We start from the raw sequence: 17,281 nt of genomic DNA on the forward strand, positions 1-17,281 counted from the left end.
TGGCGTCGTCCATCCGTAGCAGCAACGGCAGGCTCTACGAACTGGCCGCTCTTGGTGTCAGCTGCTGTAAAGGGTAGGCAGATCGACCAAGAGGAGGTCGTCACGACCGTTTGCCAGGTCGACCAGGTCGGGATAGAAGCCGTGCAGGGAGTAGAGGGCCAGGGTGGCGGCACCGGTGTCATAGCCCTGGCCTTCGAGCAGGGCACGGATACGTTCCAGGCGCTCCAGGTCACCGGTACCACGGCGAGCGGCCGTCGCCTTGGCCTCGCCCAGCAGCGCGATCCTCGCGCGAGGAGCCTGGGGGCGCTCACCGGCAGCTAGGGCGATGACATCGACCTCGTGCTTCGTCCGGGCAGCCTGGTCGGCGACCTCGGTGGTACCGACCGGGCCGGGCAGCCCGCCAGGCAACAGGGTGTGGGCGTAACGACGGGTGTAGTCGCGGGCCAGGTCCTCGAAGTGCGGCCCGAGGATTTTGGAGTTGAAAGTCGGAGCGGCCTGCTGCCACACCTGCTCAGCGAAACCCTGCTCCACGGCGGCGGCCTGCGGGAGGGTGATGAGCTGGTTGAAGCGGATAACGGGGTCGGCGAGCGTGATGACGGGGTGCCTGGAGCGGAGGATGTCCTGTTCCCGCCGGATGTAGCCAGTGGATTCCAGCACTCCGAGGGGGTGAGCGACGGCGTTGCGCGGGCGCTCCAGGGCGGCACCGATCTTGCTGGGGGTGGTGGCGCCCTGCGCGATCGCGGTGAGGATGTCGTAGTACAGCGTGTGCTGGGTGATGCGCGGGTCCTCGCGCAGCAGGTACTCGGTCTCGGTACGCGAGTACACCGCCCGCCCCGGGTCGAGCAGCGTCCGGATGAGCCAGGTGTCGAAGCCGTCGTCCGGATGCGGCCGGGCAGCCACCGGCCGGTAGCCGGGGGCCCCGCCCAGGACCGCGTGCACTTTCAGCGCAGTCAGTGGGTCGGCGATCTGCCAAAAGGTCCGGCTGTCCCGGTAGTCGAAGGCACCCAGCCGTAGATCGACCACGGCACGTCCTCGCAGTGGCTTGGTCCCCGAGAGCAGCTCGTGCATGACGCTCATCGCGGAGCCGCACAGGATCAGACGCGGACCCGGCCCGTCACCGGGGCGGGCACCCCGCTGGCGTTCGTCGTAGAGCTGTTGCAGCAGCCCCGGGATCTCGGGCGAGTGCTGGAGCAAGTACGGCAACTCGTCGATCACCAGGAGCGGGTGCGGCGAACGGGCGGTCACATCCAGGGCGTTGGACAGGACGTCACGCCAGTCGGTCAGCCGCAGACTCCCCGACCGCAGGCCGGCGTGGGACGCGATCGCGTCACTGAAGCGCTGGATCGCGGGCAGCCGCCCCTCCTCCCGGACCGCTGTGACATACAGGCCGCCGACCTGCTCGGACAGGGCCTGCAGAAGGTATGACTTTCCGTGCCGCCGCCGCCCCGACACGATGCCGAGCCGCATCGCCGGAGCCGGATCGGTAAGGAACTCCGCGAGTAGATCCCACTCCCGGTCCCGGTCGACCACGTCGTCCGGCTTGGCCAGCACGTCCTTCTTCATTCGCCCTCCTATACATCAACTCGACTGCGACGGATTTTGTCTAAGTGTACTTCGACGAAAAGCGTCGTACTGGATCAGCTCTGAGATTGGCTGGCCAGCACCACCGCCTTGAGGCCGCCGCGACAGCTCGTAGGGGCGAGCCGACGGTTGGACGCGTGGCCAACGCGTGACCAACAGCAGCCAAGAACAGTCAGAAGCACCCACATAGAGACCGATCTAGGCGGGAAATAAGAACACCCACTCGGGCGACAAAATGCCTGTTCAGGGGCCTATTGTGGCCGAGTCAGACTAGGGGTGGCGGCCCCGGCCGGTTCCTCGGTCCCCGCGCTCCGGCCCGGGGCGGGCCGTGGCTTCGGCGCCCTGAAAAGGAACATCCGGCCACCGCATCCACGGGCAGGCCTGCCCGGTCGCGCCGACAGGGCGCGCACCTCCCGAGCGGAGGCCCCCAGCACCGCACCGCCGTCACCTGCCACACCCCCGCCCTTCGGCGTTCGAGACCGATTACCTCATCACTGAACCGGCAGAAATCTATGCTGAGCGGAGTAGACATTCGGAGACGGCATGGCTATGGTTTCTCTCGTAGCCAGAGAGGCAATCGCCAGAGGGACGAACGGAGGAATCAAACGCCATCAGGATCGCCCGGGCGGAGATGGTGAGTCCGGGTACCGCAGGACATCGATAGTGAGGTGGTCTCCGGTCAGGCAACCGCGATCCCCGCAACCCCGGCAGCAGGACGTCCGGGCACGCGGAAACAGAACGCCGGCGAAGTATCAGGACCGGCAGATGGTGTAGCAGTTCCTTCGGGGCCCTGGTGCGTACGGCACCAGGGCCCCTCAAGCATGTCCGCGCGGTCCGCTTGGTGTGCAGAGAGGTGCAAGTGACAGCAGACGACTCGTTCGACCGTCTCGATGACGACGACTACCCCGCCTACACCATGGGCCGGGCCGCCGAGATGCTCGGCACCACCCAGGGCTTCCTCCGCGCGATCGGCGCGGCCCGCCTGATCGACCCGCTCCGCTCGGAAGGCGGCCACCGCCGCTACTCCCGCCACCAGCTGCGCATCGCCGCGCGCGCCCGGGAACTCGTCGACGGCGGGACCCCCATAGAGGCCGCCTGCCGCATCGTCATCCTGGAAGACCAGCTCGAAGACGCCCGGCGCAGCAACGCCGAATACCGCCGCGCCGCGGAGCGCACCGCGGAATCGGCACGCCCCGCGGCCACGGCCGGAGACAGCTGAGACCGCAGCGGGGGAAGTCGCCGGGAACGCCGTACGGGCGAACGCCGACGCGAACTCACCCCGCGCCGCGGCGGACCTGCCCCGGCCCGTTGTGGCGCAACCGCTCGCCCAGCTTCCGCAGGCCCCGGTGCGCGGCCGTCCGGACCGCTCCGGGGCGTTTGCCGAGGACGCGAGCCGCCGTCGGGGCGTCCAGGCCGACGACCACCCGCAGCAGCACCGCCTCCGCCTGGTCGCGGGGCAGCGCCGCGACCAGGGCGAGCACCCGTTCCGTGGAGATCGCCTCAAGCGCGGCCGCCGACGTGCTGTGCGGGCCCGGCAGTTCGAGCATGTCCTGTTCGAGCGGGGCGGGGCGCGGGCGTGCCTTCAGGCGGCGCAGGTGGTCGAAGGCGCGGTGGCGGGCGATCGTCGCGGTCCAGCCGCGGAAGCCCGCCCCGTCCCCGTGGAACCGCCCGAGGTCCCTGGCGATCTCCAGCCACGCCTCGGCGGCGACGTCCTCGGCCGTCTCGCCGTCCGTGCCGACGAGGCCGCGCAGGTAGCCGACGAGCCCCGGCTGGACGATGCGGTACGCGACCGCGAAGGCGGCCTCGTCGCCCGCCTGGGCCGCCGCGACGGCCCTGCCCAGCTCCTCGTCGTGCGCCTGTGCTCGACGGGGTCCCCCACCCTGGCCCAACCCGCTCCCATCCGGCCCGCGCGGGCCCAGGTCACCGTGCCTGGGCCTTCACGGTCGACAGCGTCGCCGGGAGCGGAAATGTCACAGCCGGGGCTCACACCTCGAAGAGTCCTCCGCCACCCGGGCCGACCTCCGAGATGTCGATCGTCCGCGAGGCGGGCGGGGCCGCCGCGGACACCGGCCGGTCGTACGCGGACAGGCGCATCCTCATGGTCTCGCCGTTCCCCTCGGCCACGACGCCGAGGACGTACGGCTTACCTTCCGCCGCCACGTACACCGACGTCCTGTCCCCTGTCTCGTCTCCCTCATCATCTTTGTCCTCGACGAGCGGGATCACGTCCTGGCCGTAACGCCGGGTGTCGGGCAGGGCCTTGATGACGTCGTCGGGGCCGGGGCTGCCGGGCATCGAGTGGGTGAACTTGTCGAGGTCGCAGCTGTTCACCGGCATCGAGGGGCCGCCGCCGGTGCCCGTCGGGATCTTCAGGTACTTGCCGCGCGCCAGCGCCGTCCGCTCCCTGATCCGCGCCGCGGTCTCGGGGCCCCGGCCCGCCGCAAGCTGCCGGATCTCCGCGAGCGCCTCGTCGCTGAACCGCACGTAGGTCGAGCCGCCCGCGATCATGATGAGGTCGCCGCGCTGTGCCGGGCCCGAGTCGAAGGTGCCCGTGCAGTTGCTGTCGCGGTCCATGTGGAGCGAGACCTTCTGGCGGCCCTTCGGGGTGGCCATGTCGACGCCGATGCGTACCGACTTCGCGTTCCGCAGCAGCGTCATGGCCTCGGTGGAGAGCTTCCTGCCGCGCGCCTCGTCGTCCGGGACGAGCTCTTCGAGGGTGCCTCCGGAGTACGTCACCTCGCGGTCCGTGCCGCAGGACGCGAGCCCGCCCACCGCCGCGCCCACCGCGACCCAGACCGCGGCCCTGCGCCGCCACCGGCCGTCCGCCCGCGCCAGGCCCGGCATCCGTGCCCCCACCCGTTCTCCCACTCGAAGCCCCACCCGATTCCGCCCGATTCAGTGCGTCACAACTGTCACATGACCCAGCGCATCGCCCCGCCCACGTGTCACTGCCGGGACGTGCGGGATAGATCACGCGACAAAACGCCCGGGACGCTACAACCCTTTGCCCTCCCGGCCAGTCGTACGGACTCGCTGTGTTCACCTGAAATTTGCTGAGGGGTGGGGCATTTGAGCCCGCGCAAACCGCGCGAAAAGGCGCGTACCACGCATGCGTACAGGCCGCTGAGTCTCAAGCGCAGGGCGTGGCTGACGATCGGGGCCGTCGTGCTGGGGGGCGCGGGTGCGGTGACGTACGCGATGGCCGACCCGAGCGACGGGGAGAGCCCCGGCGCCGACCCGCGCGCCAAGCGGCCCGCGAGCGTCCACGATCTCCCGCTCGAGGCCGACGGCGCGACGAAGCGGGGGCTCGCGCGCACGTCCACCGAGCAGTTCTCCCTCCTCGGCGTCTCGTGGAGCGGGGCCACCGAGGAGCTGGCGGGCACGGCGCAGGTCCGCACGCGCGCCATCGGCTCCGCCGCGTGGAGCGGCTGGCGGGCCCTCGACCTGGAGACGCACCCCACGGATGAGGCCGATAAGGGGGAGGCGGGCAAGCGCGCCGCCTCCGACCCGCTCTGGGTCGGCCCGTCGGACGGTGTGGAGGTCCGCGTCGTCGCCGAAGACGGCACGTCCAGCTCCGAGTTGCCCACGGGCCTTGAGGTCAACCTCGTGGACCCGGGCGTGACGGCCCAGGAAGCGCGGAATCCCGCGCTCGACGGCGGCGCGGGTGGCACGGGTGGCACGGGTGGCACCACCGCGGCCCGCGGCACCGCGATGACCCCCGCCGCCTTCACCGCCGACGATCCGGCATCCTCATCCTCATCCTCCCCCTCACCGGACCCGACCAAGCCGACGGCCCCGCCGTCCACGGTCAACCGGCCGCCCATGGTCGGCCGCGCGGCCTGGGGCGCCGACGAGTCCACCGTCAAGGACCCGCCGGAGTACATCGAGAAGGTCAAGGCCGTCTTCGTCCACCACACGGGCGGCACGAACGACTACAGCTGCGCCCAGTCCGCGTCGCTGGTCCGCGGCATCATGAAGTACCACGTGGAGACCGAGGGCCGGAACGACCTCGGCTACAACTTCCTCGTGGACAAGTGCGGCCAGGTCTTCGAGGGCCGCGCGGGCGGCACCGACCTGCCCGTCCGCGGCGCGCACACCTCCGGCTTCGACGGCGACTCGACGGGCATCGCCGTCCTCGGCGACTTCGAGGGCGACCCGGCGACGGGCAAGCCCGCGGGCAGGCCGACCCGCGCCGCCCTGGAGTCGGTGGCGCGCGTGGCGGCCTGGAAACTCGGCCAGTACGGCGGCGACCCGGCCGGAAAGGTGACGCTGACCGCCGCCGAGGACACCGGCGTGTGGAAGAAGGGCGACCAGGCGTCGCTGGACACGGTCTCCGGTCACCGGGACGGCTTCGCGACCGCCTGCCCCGGCAAGAACCTGTACGCGAAGCTCAACGAGATACGCCGCTACGCGACCGGCGCGGGCCGCAACTCCGCGATCCCGACCGGCGACTACAACCGCGACGGCATCGGCGACCTGATCGCGGGCACCCCGCAGGCGTCGTCGAGCCGCGGCCGCGTGACGGTCGTCCCCGGCGGCCTCGACGGGCCGGTCGGCGCTTCGAGGATCTCCCTGACCCAGACCAGCACGGGTGTCCCCGGCACCTCGGAGGCGGGCGACAACTGGGGCGCGGCCACGGCGTGGGGCGATCTGAACGCCGACGGCCACGCGGACCTCGTCATCGGCGCGCCCGGTGAGGACGACACGTCCGGCCACGCCGACCGCGGCGCGGTCACGATGCTGTACGGGCCGAAGTTCACGTCCGGCACGGACATGCAGCTCTCGGACGACTTCCACTACCCCGGCGCCAGGTTCGGCTCCGCGGTCGCGGCCGGCGACTTCAACGCCGACGGCAAGGCGGACGTCTTCGCCGCGGCGACCGGCACCGGCGGCTCGTGGGCCGCGCGGCTCGACCCGGAGCACGAGTCGGGCGGCAGCCTCACCTCGGGCGACACGGCCATCGCGTACCCCGACGCCGCGTCGGGCGACTTCAACCGCGACGGTTACGCGGACGTGGCGCTGACCTACCGCGACCAGGCGGGCAAGGGCAAGGTCGCCTGGTTCAGGGGCGGCCGCTCGGGGCTCAGCCGGGTCGGCGTGCTCTCCGTCCCCGGCGGCCGCTCGGTCGCCGTGGGCGACGTCAACGGCAACGGCTACGACGACCTGGTCATCGGCCAGCCCTACACCGCCGAGTCCGGCGCCCACGCGGGCGGCCAGGTCACGGTGGTCCCGGGTACATCGACGGGCTTCACGACGACGGGCATGAAGACGGTCCACCAGGCGACGGCCGGGGTTCCAGGCGCCGCAGAGGCGGGCGACGCGATGGGCTGGTCGGTCGCGGCGGGCGACTACAACCTCGACGGTTACGCGGACGTCCTGACGGGTGCCCCGAACGAGGACATCACCCGCGCCGACAAGAACCGCAAGGACGCGGGCACCTCCCTGCTCCTGAAGGGCTCCTCGTCCGGCCTCACCGGCACGGGCGCGAAGGCCTTCTCGCAGGACGAGCCCGACGTCCCCGGCTCCACCGAGTCGGGCGACCGCCTCGGCTCCTCGGTGACGCTGGCCGACCTGTCCGGCAACGGCCGCGCGGACCTGGCCATCGGCGTCGAGGGCGAGGACGCGGGCGACGGCACGATCCTCCAGCTGGACAGCGGCAGTTCGGGCGTCCCGGGATCGAGCGGCGTGTACTACGGCCGTACGCTCCTGGGCACCCCGGCGGGCGCCCGTCTCGGCCAGACGCTGACGCCGTAGCAACTCGTGCGCCGCTCTCCGGGTTCGCGCCCGGGGGGCGGCGCCTCACGTCCTTGCGCCTCGCGGTCTCCAGCGGGAGTCAAGGAAACATGGACGCCCCGCCACAACAATCTCGGCCATGGCGCGAATCTTCCGCCATGGCGGAAAACGTCCGCCACATCCGGGCCGTGCCGCGGCCCTGCAGAGAAGCTGGGGAACCCCATGGCCAGATCGACGTTCACCCGCATCGCCGTGGTCGGAGCTGCCGCCGCCACCCTGTTCGCCGTCTCGTCGGGCCCGGCCCTGGCCGCCGGTGTCCGGGTCAGCGACAAGACCATCACCCTTCCCAACGGTCGTGGCTACATGAAGTTCCACGACGACGGGGACGTCTTCGAGATCTGTGACACCAAGGCGGACGGCAACGGCGTCACCGGCTCGCTGAAGAAGCAGTACGTGGCCGGAAACATCTCCACGCTGTGGACGGACGGGGACGGCGGCGACTCCGGATGCGACAAGCACCCGTACAACGTCGGCAACGACGGCTGGTACCAGATGACGCTGAAGTGGAACGGCGGCGGCGCGACGGTCACCTCCGAGTGGTTCAACGAGTAGGACCCGAAGCTCTTCACCCGCACGCGGCGCTCACCAGAAGCCGGACAGGCCCCACACTGTCCGGCGGTCGCGCCAACTGCCTTGCCAGCCGCAGGATTCCGCGCCGGGCGGCCGCCCGCACCGCCCCGGGCCGCTTGCCCAGGACCTGCGCGGCGGACGGGCCGTCCAGGCCCATGACGACCCGCAGCAGGACCGCCTCGCCCTGATCGGGCGGCAGATCAGCGACCATGGTGAGGACGCGCTCCGTCGACAGCGTCTCCAGGGCCCGGACCGCGGTGTCGTCCCCGGCCGGGAGGTCGAGCACGTCCTCCTCGATCACCGTGCCGCGCGGCCTGCTCCGCACCCGGCGCAGATGGTCGATGGCGCGATGGCGCGCGACGGTCGCGGCCCAGCGGCGGAAGTCGGCGCCGCTCCCCCGGAACCTCTCCAGGTCGCGCACGATCTGCAGCCACGCCTCGGAGACCACGTCCTCCGCGTCGTCACGGACGAGCCCGCGCACATAGCCGAGAAGTCCGGGATGAACGCACCGATAGACAAAGGAAAAAGCCTCCTCGTCCCCCTCCCGCGCTTCCGCCAGAGCCCGAGTCAGCTCCTCGTCACAAGCCGCCGAACGGCGATGTACCCCACCCTGCGCCACGCTCTCCTCTTAACCCCGCTGACACTGCCCACCGTGCCCGTGCCCTGCCCGCGCCCGCGCTTTCCCGCACCGCGGCTCACTGTGCCGCATTTCCCCATAACAAAAGAAGACTCAATAAGTCATCGGCACCCCATCGGCGCCGACTTCACGCCACATGACGCACCCGGCCCGGCAGAGTGAGGTAAAAGGTCTGCAGCGAGGCCTCGGAGCCATCGATTCCGCCCCGCTCAAGGCAATTGACGACCTTCCCCAGGGGATTCCACACCCGGCCGTCCGGCATCCGGACGCCGACGGACTGCCCGAAGAATGTGCGCTGCTCGCCGTCGAAATCGACCCAGACGGCACCGGCCCGGCGCACGAGGACTTCCCCCACATAGGCGCCGAGCCCGAAGAGCGTCCCCGCGATCTCGCCGCGCGGACGGCCGCCCTTGCGGAGGCCGTCGATGAGGTAGTCCACGACGCGAAGGCTGCCAACCGAGAAATCGAGCGGCAGCCGGTTCCGAGCGGTCACATGAGCGACGAACCCCCGCGCCTGCCCCCGCATCTCCCCCGCACCGACCGCCTGTCTACCCCCACCGTCCATGACTCCACCCCTTCGCCTCAGCAGCCGAGAGCACACAGCGCCCCCTCCCCCTGCTAAGCGGAAGTCACTTCTCTGCCATGACGGCTCGGAGCCGTGCCCTTTCTCACACAGATAACCGCCCTCTCCGTACAACCCTTGACCCCATTGAGGTGTCCGGCCATTCATCTCTGGAAGCCACCCCGCGGGGCGAAAGGTCCGCTTCATCCGTGGCCTGGTGAATCGGCTTCGCAATGCTGTATAACCAGCCCGATTCAGCCAGGGGTGGGGGAACAAGGGTGGGGGAAGATGCAGCACGAAAGAGTGATCGGGAGCAGAGAACTCGACGGCTTGGGGGAAGTCGTCATTCCGGAAGATCCGGCCGATCCGACGGTGGTCGGTGAGATATCGAACCGGCGCGTGGTCGCCGTGGGCGGGGTGCTGTTGGGCATCTGTGCCGGGTTCGTGGTCTACGGCTTCCTCGGTGACGACGAGCCGGAGCGGCGTTCCGTGCCCACGGCATCGGTGACGTACCGCATCACCGGCACGGGCACCGCCAGCGTCTCGTACCTCTCGAAGAGCGCAGGAGGGAGCGCCACCGTCGAGACCGGTGTCGAACTCCCGTGGCGCAAGACGGTGCGCGTGCCGCTCGGCAAGGACCCGGCCGTCAGCATCCAGCTCGGCAAGCAGGGCGGCGAGGCGAGCTGCGCCCTCGCGATCCGCGGTGAACACCAGCGGCGCGCCACCGCGTTCGGCGCCTACGGACGCGCGACCTGCACCGCGGAGCTACCGGCGGAGCGGGACTGACCGCCCGGCTCCGTCAGCCGCGCCCCCGCGCCCGCCGCGACACCACGGCGCGCAGCACCCGGCGCCCCTCCATGGAGACGTCCAGGGCCTGGCGCAGTCCGCCCGCCGGGCCCGCGCCCCGGTTGGCGAGGAGTTCCAGGATCCGTACCTGGCGGCGGAGTTCGGCGGCGACCAGCGGGGACGAAAGGGAGGACTGCGGAGAGGGCGACAGAGAGGACGTGCCGTCCGCGCGGCGCGCAGCCACCGAGCGCGTGGAGCCGGAAGGCGCGGTGTCGAGGAGGCGGTGGACCTGGAGCGCGGCGACGGAGCAGCCGTCGGCCCACTCCCTGACCTCGGCGCCCGAGTGCCCGGTGGGGGCCGCGTCGAGCATGCGCCGGGTCAGCGTGACCGCCTCGCGGGACGCCCCGCCCCCGGCAGCCCGGTCGGCCGGTTCGGCGCCGGACCCGAGCGCCGAGCGCGCCTCGGCCAGCGGCCCCGCCCAGTCGCCGCCCTCGGCGAGGCTCGCCCACAGCGGGCGCAGCACGTCGTCGTCATCGCCGCCCAGCACCGGCACGCACCGGTCGAGGCAGGCGAGACCGCTCGCCGCCAGGCCCCGCTCGTCGGCCTGCGCGATCAGCTCCACCAGGCTCATGCGTACGTCTCCCCCGTCACGGATCCCCCGTCACGGACCCTGCACTGACCCTTACTGCGTGCACCGGCCCGGGAACGTCACTGCGGCGTCATTGGGGCACGACGCCCAGCCGGTCGAGGAGGCGGAAGAAGAGCTCCTCCGCCGAGGGCTGCGCATCCGCGTTCAGTACGTCGAGCAGGGGGCCCGCGGGCACCGTCTTGCCCGACTCCGCGGCCCAGGCCACCGCGCGCTGGGCGGCGTCGCGGGGCTCAAGGAAGTAGTCCTCGACGGTCAGTTCGGAGCCGCCGAGGTAGCCCGCCATCGCCCGCCGCGCCAGGCACGTCGTCCACGCCCCGCTCTCGGGCGCCGCCGCCTCGACGATCACGCAGGCGCTGTCCATGACGTACCCGAAGAGCGCGGGCGCGCCGGACTCCAGGGCCAGCGTGTTCATGTTGCCGACGTCGCGCTCGCCGTCGCCCGGCACCTCCCACACCTGCCACCCGTCGGGCCGCCGGTCCAGGAGGGTCAGTTCGTCGCGCAGGCCCGCCACCGCCTTGAGCTCCACCAGCGGCCGCTCGCTCCTGCCGACGACGTAATACCCCCAGTAACCCATGCCGCGTCCCCCCGCCGTGTTGCGCACACTCCGTGCCGCAAACTTGTCTTTCGTGGCCGAATACACCACAGACACAGGCAAGTCCGCTACCGGAAAGCAGAAATGGCGCTATCGGACCGCGTCGGCGAGCTTCACGAAGTCATTCCAGGCCAGAGTGGGTTTCCTCGGGTCCCAGAGCTTCTGGACGGTGGCCCGCAGCGGCATGCGGATGCCCTCCGCCACCTGCTCCTGGCTCTGGGAGCCCGCGAGGTCGCACCAGACCGCGAACGTGCCGCCGAGGATCTGGTCGTCGTACCGCTCGCTCACCGGCCGCGTGCCGCGGAGCACCAGCGGGGTCCAGCTCTCGTAGATCCGCTGCCCGGTCGGATAGCGGAAGGTGTTGGGCTGCCCGAGGACGTAGTAGAGGTACTCGTCGTTGTAGTTGACGACCTTGCGGCCCGCCTTCAGATACTCGTCGGGCTCGCGCGCGCCGATCTCCTTGCCGGTCCAGTACGCGACTTCGAGGTCGTCGGCGGCCTGCTCGGTGCCGCCCCGGAAGAACCCGTCGTTCCAGGCCTTCAGCTTCTTGTCGAACGGGCGCACGGTGTCGGCCCGGTCGTTGAGCCAGCCCGCCGCCAGGTCCTGGACGCGGCCGTCGGCGCCGTAGCGCTCGCGGGCCGCGGCGGCCAGCTGCGGGTAGGACGCCTCGGGGTTCTTGACCGTGAGGGCGCGGTATTCGTCGGCGCCGAGGTGCCAGTACGCGCCGGGGAACAGCTCGGCGTACTCCTTGAGCAGGTCGTCGACGATCTCCGCCGCCGCGGGCTTCGAGATGTCGACGGCGCCGCGCGTGGCGACGCCCCGGGAGTCGCGGAGCTGGAGGGAGGGGTGCTGGCGGATGACCGCGCCGAGGTGTCCCGGCGAGTCGATCTCGGGGACGACGGTGATGTGGCGGCTCTCGGCGAGCTTCAGGATGCGGCGGACCTGGTCCTTGGTGAGGTGGTCGGAGGAGACGATCTCGGGGTGCGAGTCCGATTCGATGCGGAACGCCTGGTCGTCGGAGAAGTGCAGGCCCAGCTGGTTGTACTTCAGATCGCCGAGCTCACGGATGCGGTCCTCGATCCACTTCAGGTCGAAGTGCTTCCTGGCGATGTCGATCATGAAGCCGCGCCGCGGTTTGGCCGGACGGTCGCGTACGACGCCCTCGGGAGCGGTCCGGCCGCCGCTCACCTCCTGTTTGAGGGTGCGGGTCCCGTAGAAGACACCGGCCTGGGCGGGCGCGGCGATCCGCACCTGCTCGCCCTTCACGGTGAGGGTGTACGACTCGGCGCCGCCCTTGCCCTTGTCGCCCTTACTGTTCGTGAGCGCCAGCTCCACGTCGCCCTTGCGGGGGTCGGACTCTCCGCCGTACTTCAGCTTCAGCTCGTCCGCGAGCAGCCGCCCCTCGTCGGCGAGGCCGCCGTCACCGACGACGACACGCCCCTTGCCCTCGGCGGGGCGCCAGCCGGGGCCGCGGGCCGCGGTGTGCTCGCGCACGGCGGGGATGGTGGCGGGGGCCTTGGAGAGCGCATAGCTCTTGGAGGGACTCGCCGAGGGCGACGCGGCGGACTTGCCGTCCGACGGCGACACCCGGGCGCCGCCGTCGCCGCCGGGCCAGAGCCCCACGGCAAGCACCACCGCCCCCGCGACGGCGACTCCGCCCGCCGCGACGACGGGGCCGCGCCTCACCGGTCACCTCGCACCGACGAGCGAGCCGAATCTGAAGTCAGAGCCGAATCCAGAGCCAGAGCCATACCGCCACGCTACGACGCCCCTCCACGAGCGGCTCGTCCACATCACGAAGCCAAACTCTCCCATTCGGGTGAAATTCGCTCACTCGTCGGACAGCCGACAGCACGCCTCGATACCGTTACGACACCCCCACACCCGCACCGCCCCACCCTTGCCGCCCCCTGCCCAGGAGCGCACGCTGCACCCGCACCAGTTGAACTCCGCCACTCCGGACGCGGCCGAAGCAGTCCTCCTCACCTGCTGCGGCAGCCGACGCTGGGCCCGCCGCGTCGCCGCCCACCGGCCCTATCCCGACCTGGAAGCACTCCTCGCGGCCTCCGACGAGGCGGCGTACGACCTGTCGGACGCCGACCTCACCGAGGCCCTGGCCTGCGAACCTCTCAACGTCGTGCTCCCCCAGGCCCTTCAGGTCCCGCACCAGGGCGCGCCCAGGACCGGCCACACCGCGGCCCACACCGCCCTGCACGCCGCCCACGCCGCATACGAGAGCCGCTTCGGACACACGTTCGTCATCTGCCTCGACGACGTCCCCGCTGACGAGGCGCTGGACCAGCTGCTCGCCGGAATCCGGTCACGCCTCGGCAACGATCCGGAGGACGAGCGCGCCATCGCCGCCGAGGAGCTGCGCCGCCTCGCCCGCGGCCGCCTCGTCCGGTTCACCTTCGGCAACACGCCTGGCCACACCACGGGTCACACCGCCGGACGCGCCCGGGGGACACGCCGCACGGGAGAGCCGATCGCAAACGCGTCCCGATAGCCCGTACGTGCCTGTTTGATTGCCTGTTTGATCACACCTGCGGACCCGGGGCAGGGCTACCGACAACTCGTCGATACGATGACGAGCGGCCGGTGGACCGTACCCGGCCGGGCCCGTCCGACCACCCAAGCCGGCTGGCCCCAATCCCCGCTCCCGGAGGGTTCTGCCGTGCCGGCTGGAACGCTGTACCGCGGCCGGGAAGGAATGTGGTCCTGGGTGGCTCACCGAGTCACCGGCGTCCTCATCTTCTTCTTCCTGTTCGTGCATGTGCTGGACACCGCTCTCGTCCGCGTCTCCCCGGAGGCGTACGACGATGTCGTCAGCACCTACAAGACGCCGATCGTCGCACTCCTCGAGTACGGCCTGGTCGCCGCCATCCTCTTCCATGCGCTCAACGGCCTGCGTGTCATCGCCGTCGACTTCTGGTCGAAGGGTCCCCGCCTCCAGAAGCAGATGCTCTGGACCGTCGTCGGCATCTGGCTCGTCCTGATGGTCGGGGCGCTCTACCCCGTCCTCGGCCACGCCGTCCGCGAAGTCTTCGGGAGCTGATGCCGGACATGTCTGCTGACACCACGCTTGAGAAGTCCGGAACGTCCGGTATCGGACCCGTCGAGGGCGCATCGCTCTACGACGCCGACAACCCGGCCCCGGTCATCGAGGCGCCTCGTAAGCGCACCTCCAAGACCCCGCGCTCGACCCGCGGCAACTTCGAGATGGCCGCATGGCTCTTCATGCGCCTGTCCGGCGTCGTTCTGGTCGTCCTCGTCCTCGGCCACCTGCTGATCCAGCTGGTGCTCGACGGCGGTGTCTCCAAGATCGGCTTCGCGTTCGTCGCCGGTCGCTGGGCCTCGCCGTTCTGGCAGGTCTGGGACCTGCTGATGCTGTGGCTCGCGATGCTGCACGGCGCCAACGGCCTGCGCACGGTCATCAACGACTACGCGGAGCGCCCGAACACGCGTCTGTGGCTCAAGGGCCTGCTGTACACCGCCACGGTGTTCACCATCCTTCTGGGCACGCTGGTGATCTTCACCTTCGACCCGAACATCCGCTAAAGCCGAGGCGACTTCCGTGAAGATTCACAAGTACGACACCGTCATCGTCGGCGCCGGTGGCGCGGGCATGCGCGCGGCGATCGAGTCGACGAAGCGCAGCCGCACCGCGGTCCTGACGAAGCTCTACCCCACCCGCTCCCACACGGGCGCGGCGCAGGGCGGCATGGCCGCCGCGCTCGCCAACGTGGAGGAGGACAACTGGGAGTGGCACACCTTCGACACGATCAAGGGCGGCGACTACCTGGTCGACCAGGACGCCGCCGAGATCCTCGCGAAGGAGGCCATCGACGCGGTCCTCGACCTGGAGAAGATGGGCCTGCCGTTCAACCGCACGCCGGACGGCACCATCGACCAGCGTCGCTTCGGCGGTCACACCCGTAACCACGGCGAGGCCGCCGTGCGCCGGTCCTGCTACGCCGCGGACCGCACCGGCCACATGATCCTCCAGACCCTCTACCAGAACTGCGTCAAGGAGGGTGTGGAGTTCTTCAACGAGTTCTACGTCCTCGACCAGCTCATCGTCGAGGTGGACGGGGTCAAGAAGAGCGCGGGCGTCGTCGCGTACGAGCTGGCGACCGGCGAGATCCACGTCTTCCAGGCGAAGTCCGTGATCTACGCGTCCGGCGGCACCGGCAAGTTCTTCAAGGTGACCTCGAACGCGCACACGCTCACCGGTGACGGCCAGGCGGCCTGCTACCGGCGCGGGCTGCCGCTGGAGGACATGGAGTTCTTCCAGTTCCACCCGACCGGCATCTGGCGCATGGGCATCCTTCTTACGGAGGGCGCCCGCGGTGAGGGCGGCATCCTCCGCAACAAGGACGGCGAGCGCTTCATGGAGAAGTACGCGCCGGTCATGAAGGACCTCGCGTCCCGTGACGTCGTGTCCCGCTCCATCTACACGGAGATCCGTGAGGGCCGCGGCTGCGGTCCCGAGGGCGACCACGTCTACCTCGACCTCACGCACCTCCCGCCGGAGCAGCTGGACGCCAAGCTGCCCGACATCACCGAGTTCGCGCGCACGTACCTCGGCATCGAGCCCTACACGGACCCGATCCCGATCCAGCCGACCGCGCACTACGCCATGGGCGGCATCCCGACGAACGTCGAGGGCGAGGTCCTCGCGGACAACTCGACCGTCGTCCCTGGCCTGTACGCGGCGGGCGAGGTGGCCTGCGTCTCGGTGCACGGCGCCAACCGCCTCGGCACCAACTCGCTCCTGGACATCAACGTCTTCGGCCGCCGCGCGGGCATCGCCGCCGCGGAGTACGCCGCGAAGAACGACTTCGTCGAGCTCCCGGAGAACCCGGAGGAGCTCGTCGTCTCCCAGGTCGAGCGGCTGCGCGACGCCTCGGGCAACGAGCGGGTCCACGAGATCCGCACGGAGCTCCAGGAGACCATGGACGCCAACGTCATGGTGTTCCGCACGGAACAGACGATCAAGACGGCCGTGGAGAAGATCGCGGAGCTGCGCAAGCGCTACCTCAACGTCTCGATCCAGGACAAGGGCAAGCGCTTCAACACCGACCTCCTGGAGGCCATCGAGCTGGGCAACCTGCTCGACCTCGCCGAGGTCATGGCGCAGTCCGCGCTCGCCCGCAAGGAATCCCGCGGCGGTCACTACCGCGAGGACTTCCCCACCCGCGACGACGTCAACTTCATGCGCCACACCATGGCGTACCGCGAGGTCGGCGACGACGGCGCCGAGTCGATCCGCCTCGACTACAAGCCGGTCGTCCAGACCCGCTACCAGCCGATGGAGCGTAAGTACTGATGGCTACCCCGACGATGGACAAGCTCGAGGCCCTCGAAGCGGACAACGGCTCGCACCTGATCACGGTGACGTTCCGCATCCGCCGCTTCAACCCGGAGGTCTCGGCGGACGCCACCTGGGAAGACTTCCAGCTGGAGATCGACCCCAAGGAGCGCGTCCTCGACGGCCTCCACAAGATCAAGTGGGAGCTGGACGGGACGCTCACGTTCCGCCGCTCCTGCGCGCACGGCATCTGCGGTTCGGACGCCATGCGGATCAACGGCAAGAACCGTCTTGCCTGCAAGACCCTGATCAAGGACATCAACCCGGCCAAGCCGATCACGGTTGAGCCCATCAAGGGTCTGACGGTCCTGAAGGACCTGGTCGTCGACATGGACCCGTTCTTCCAGGCGTACCGCGACGTCATGCCGTTCCTGGTGACGAAGGGCAACGAGCCGACGCGCGAGCGTCTGCAGAGCGCCGAGGACCGCGAGCGCTTCGACGACACGACCAAGTGCATCCTGTGCGCCGCGTGCACGTCCTCGTGCCCGGTGTTCTGGAACGACGGCCAGTACTTCGGCCCGGCCGCGATCGTGAACGCGCACCGCTTCATCTTCGACAGCCGTGACGAGGCGGGCGAGCAGCGCCTGGAGATCCTCAACGACAAGGACGGCGTGTGGCGTTGCCGCACGACGTTCAACTGCACGGACGCGTGCCCGCGTGGCATCGAGGTCACGAAGGCGATCCAGGAAGTGAAGCGCGCGCTGATCACGCGTCGCTTCTGACCAGACTTCCGCCTGTAC

Annotated in this window: 17 protein-coding genes; 9 read left to right on the forward strand and 8 right to left on the reverse strand. The window is 70.3% G+C overall.

What is annotated here, in order from left to right; translation table 11 throughout:
- Positions 1 to 57: 57 nt before the first annotated feature.
- Entirely contained in the window at positions 58 to 1,563 is a 1,506-nt protein-coding gene (locus AC068B_RS08340; RefSeq protein WP_478669878.1) for an AAA family ATPase, read from the reverse strand.
- A gap of 877 nt (positions 1,564 to 2,440) precedes the next feature.
- On the opposite strand from AC068B_RS08340, the gene AC068B_RS08345 reads away from it, so the two are divergent.
- Positions 2,441 to 2,800 carry a MerR family transcriptional regulator gene (locus AC068B_RS08345; protein ID WP_478669879.1) on the forward strand — a complete coding sequence of 120 codons (360 nt, stop codon included), beginning with the start codon at positions 2,441 to 2,443 and terminating at the stop codon, positions 2,798 to 2,800.
- Between the two features lie 55 nt (positions 2,801 to 2,855).
- Here the strand turns inward: AC068B_RS08345 and AC068B_RS08350 are convergent, their stop codons facing one another.
- Together AC068B_RS08350 and AC068B_RS08355 are read right to left on the reverse strand one after the other, a co-directional pair.
- Positions 2,856 to 3,470 carry an RNA polymerase sigma factor gene (locus AC068B_RS08350; protein WP_478669881.1) on the reverse strand — a complete coding sequence of 205 codons (615 nt, stop codon included), beginning with the start codon at positions 3,468 to 3,470 and terminating at the stop codon, positions 2,856 to 2,858.
- A gap of 94 nt (positions 3,471 to 3,564) precedes the next feature.
- Positions 3,565 to 4,437, reverse strand: coding sequence for a hypothetical protein (locus AC068B_RS08355; protein WP_478669883.1), 873 nt, complete (start codon positions 4,435 to 4,437; stop codon positions 3,565 to 3,567).
- A 204-nt stretch (positions 4,438 to 4,641) separates the two neighbouring features.
- On the opposite strand from AC068B_RS08355, the gene AC068B_RS08360 reads away from it, so the two are divergent.
- Together AC068B_RS08360 and AC068B_RS08365 are read left to right on the forward strand one after the other, a co-directional pair.
- The gene (locus AC068B_RS08360) at positions 4,642 to 7,335 is read left to right on the forward strand and encodes an FG-GAP-like repeat-containing protein (protein WP_478669884.1); all 2,694 of its coding nucleotides are present in this window, start codon (positions 4,642 to 4,644) and stop codon (positions 7,333 to 7,335) included.
- 201 nt (positions 7,336 to 7,536) lie between these two features.
- Complete coding sequence (locus AC068B_RS08365; RefSeq protein WP_356251273.1) at positions 7,537 to 7,926, forward strand: hypothetical protein; 390 nt, start codon at positions 7,537 to 7,539, stop codon at positions 7,924 to 7,926.
- A gap of 13 nt (positions 7,927 to 7,939) precedes the next feature.
- On the opposite strand, the gene AC068B_RS08370 is transcribed toward AC068B_RS08365, so the two are convergent.
- Together AC068B_RS08370 and AC068B_RS08375 are read right to left on the reverse strand one after the other, a co-directional pair.
- Positions 7,940 to 8,563: an RNA polymerase sigma factor gene (locus AC068B_RS08370; protein ID WP_478669886.1), complete on the reverse strand. Its 624-nt coding sequence runs from the start codon at positions 8,561 to 8,563 to the stop codon at positions 7,940 to 7,942.
- Between the two features lie 145 nt (positions 8,564 to 8,708).
- The gene (locus AC068B_RS08375; protein ID WP_478669887.1) at positions 8,709 to 9,020 is read right to left on the reverse strand and encodes a hypothetical protein; all 312 of its coding nucleotides are present in this window, start codon (positions 9,018 to 9,020) and stop codon (positions 8,709 to 8,711) included.
- Positions 9,021 to 9,431: 411 nt separating this feature from the next.
- On the opposite strand from AC068B_RS08375, the gene AC068B_RS08380 reads away from it, so the two are divergent.
- A complete protein-coding gene (locus AC068B_RS08380; protein ID WP_478669889.1) occupies positions 9,432 to 9,929 on the forward strand; it encodes a hypothetical protein in 498 nt (165 codons plus the stop codon).
- A gap of 13 nt (positions 9,930 to 9,942) precedes the next feature.
- Here the strand turns inward: AC068B_RS08380 and AC068B_RS08385 are convergent, their stop codons facing one another.
- From AC068B_RS08385 to AC068B_RS08395, 3 genes are all read right to left on the reverse strand, one after another.
- Positions 9,943 to 10,560, reverse strand: a complete 618-nt coding sequence (locus AC068B_RS08385) for a hypothetical protein (RefSeq protein WP_478669891.1) — start codon at positions 10,558 to 10,560, stop codon at positions 9,943 to 9,945.
- Between the two features lie 88 nt (positions 10,561 to 10,648).
- Positions 10,649 to 11,152, reverse strand: a complete 504-nt coding sequence (locus tag AC068B_RS08390; protein ID WP_478669893.1) for a hypothetical protein — start codon at positions 11,150 to 11,152, stop codon at positions 10,649 to 10,651.
- A 108-nt stretch (positions 11,153 to 11,260) separates the two neighbouring features.
- The gene (locus tag AC068B_RS08395) at positions 11,261 to 12,856 is read right to left on the reverse strand and encodes a beta-N-acetylhexosaminidase (RefSeq protein WP_478669894.1); all 1,596 of its coding nucleotides are present in this window, start codon (positions 12,854 to 12,856) and stop codon (positions 11,261 to 11,263) included.
- Between the two features lie 214 nt (positions 12,857 to 13,070).
- On the opposite strand from AC068B_RS08395, the gene AC068B_RS08400 reads away from it, so the two are divergent.
- From AC068B_RS08400 to AC068B_RS08420, 5 genes are all read left to right on the forward strand, one after another.
- Positions 13,071 to 13,676, forward strand: a complete 606-nt coding sequence (locus tag AC068B_RS08400) for a 2-oxo-4-hydroxy-4-carboxy-5-ureidoimidazoline decarboxylase (RefSeq protein WP_478669897.1) — start codon at positions 13,071 to 13,073, stop codon at positions 13,674 to 13,676.
- Between the two features lie 168 nt (positions 13,677 to 13,844).
- Complete coding sequence (gene sdhC / locus AC068B_RS08405; RefSeq protein WP_356251296.1) at positions 13,845 to 14,225, forward strand: succinate dehydrogenase, cytochrome b556 subunit; 381 nt, start codon at positions 13,845 to 13,847, stop codon at positions 14,223 to 14,225.
- 8 nt (positions 14,226 to 14,233) lie between these two features.
- On the forward strand, positions 14,234 to 14,728 hold the full coding sequence (locus tag AC068B_RS08410) for a succinate dehydrogenase hydrophobic membrane anchor subunit (protein ID WP_055569746.1): 495 nt from the start codon (positions 14,234 to 14,236) through the stop codon (positions 14,726 to 14,728).
- 16 nt (positions 14,729 to 14,744) lie between these two features.
- The gene (sdhA, locus tag AC068B_RS08415) at positions 14,745 to 16,499 is read left to right on the forward strand and encodes a succinate dehydrogenase flavoprotein subunit (protein ID WP_468556209.1); all 1,755 of its coding nucleotides are present in this window, start codon (positions 14,745 to 14,747) and stop codon (positions 16,497 to 16,499) included.
- Positions 16,499 to 17,263 (forward strand): succinate dehydrogenase iron-sulfur subunit, encoded by a 765-nt coding sequence (locus AC068B_RS08420; protein WP_361177838.1) that lies wholly within the window; start codon positions 16,499 to 16,501, stop codon positions 17,261 to 17,263. The genes sdhA and AC068B_RS08420 overlap by 1 nt, the downstream gene beginning before the upstream one ends.
- The last annotated feature ends 18 nt before the right edge of the window (positions 17,264 to 17,281 follow it).

This window comes from Streptomyces sp. NPDC042371 (genome assembly GCF_056437465.1).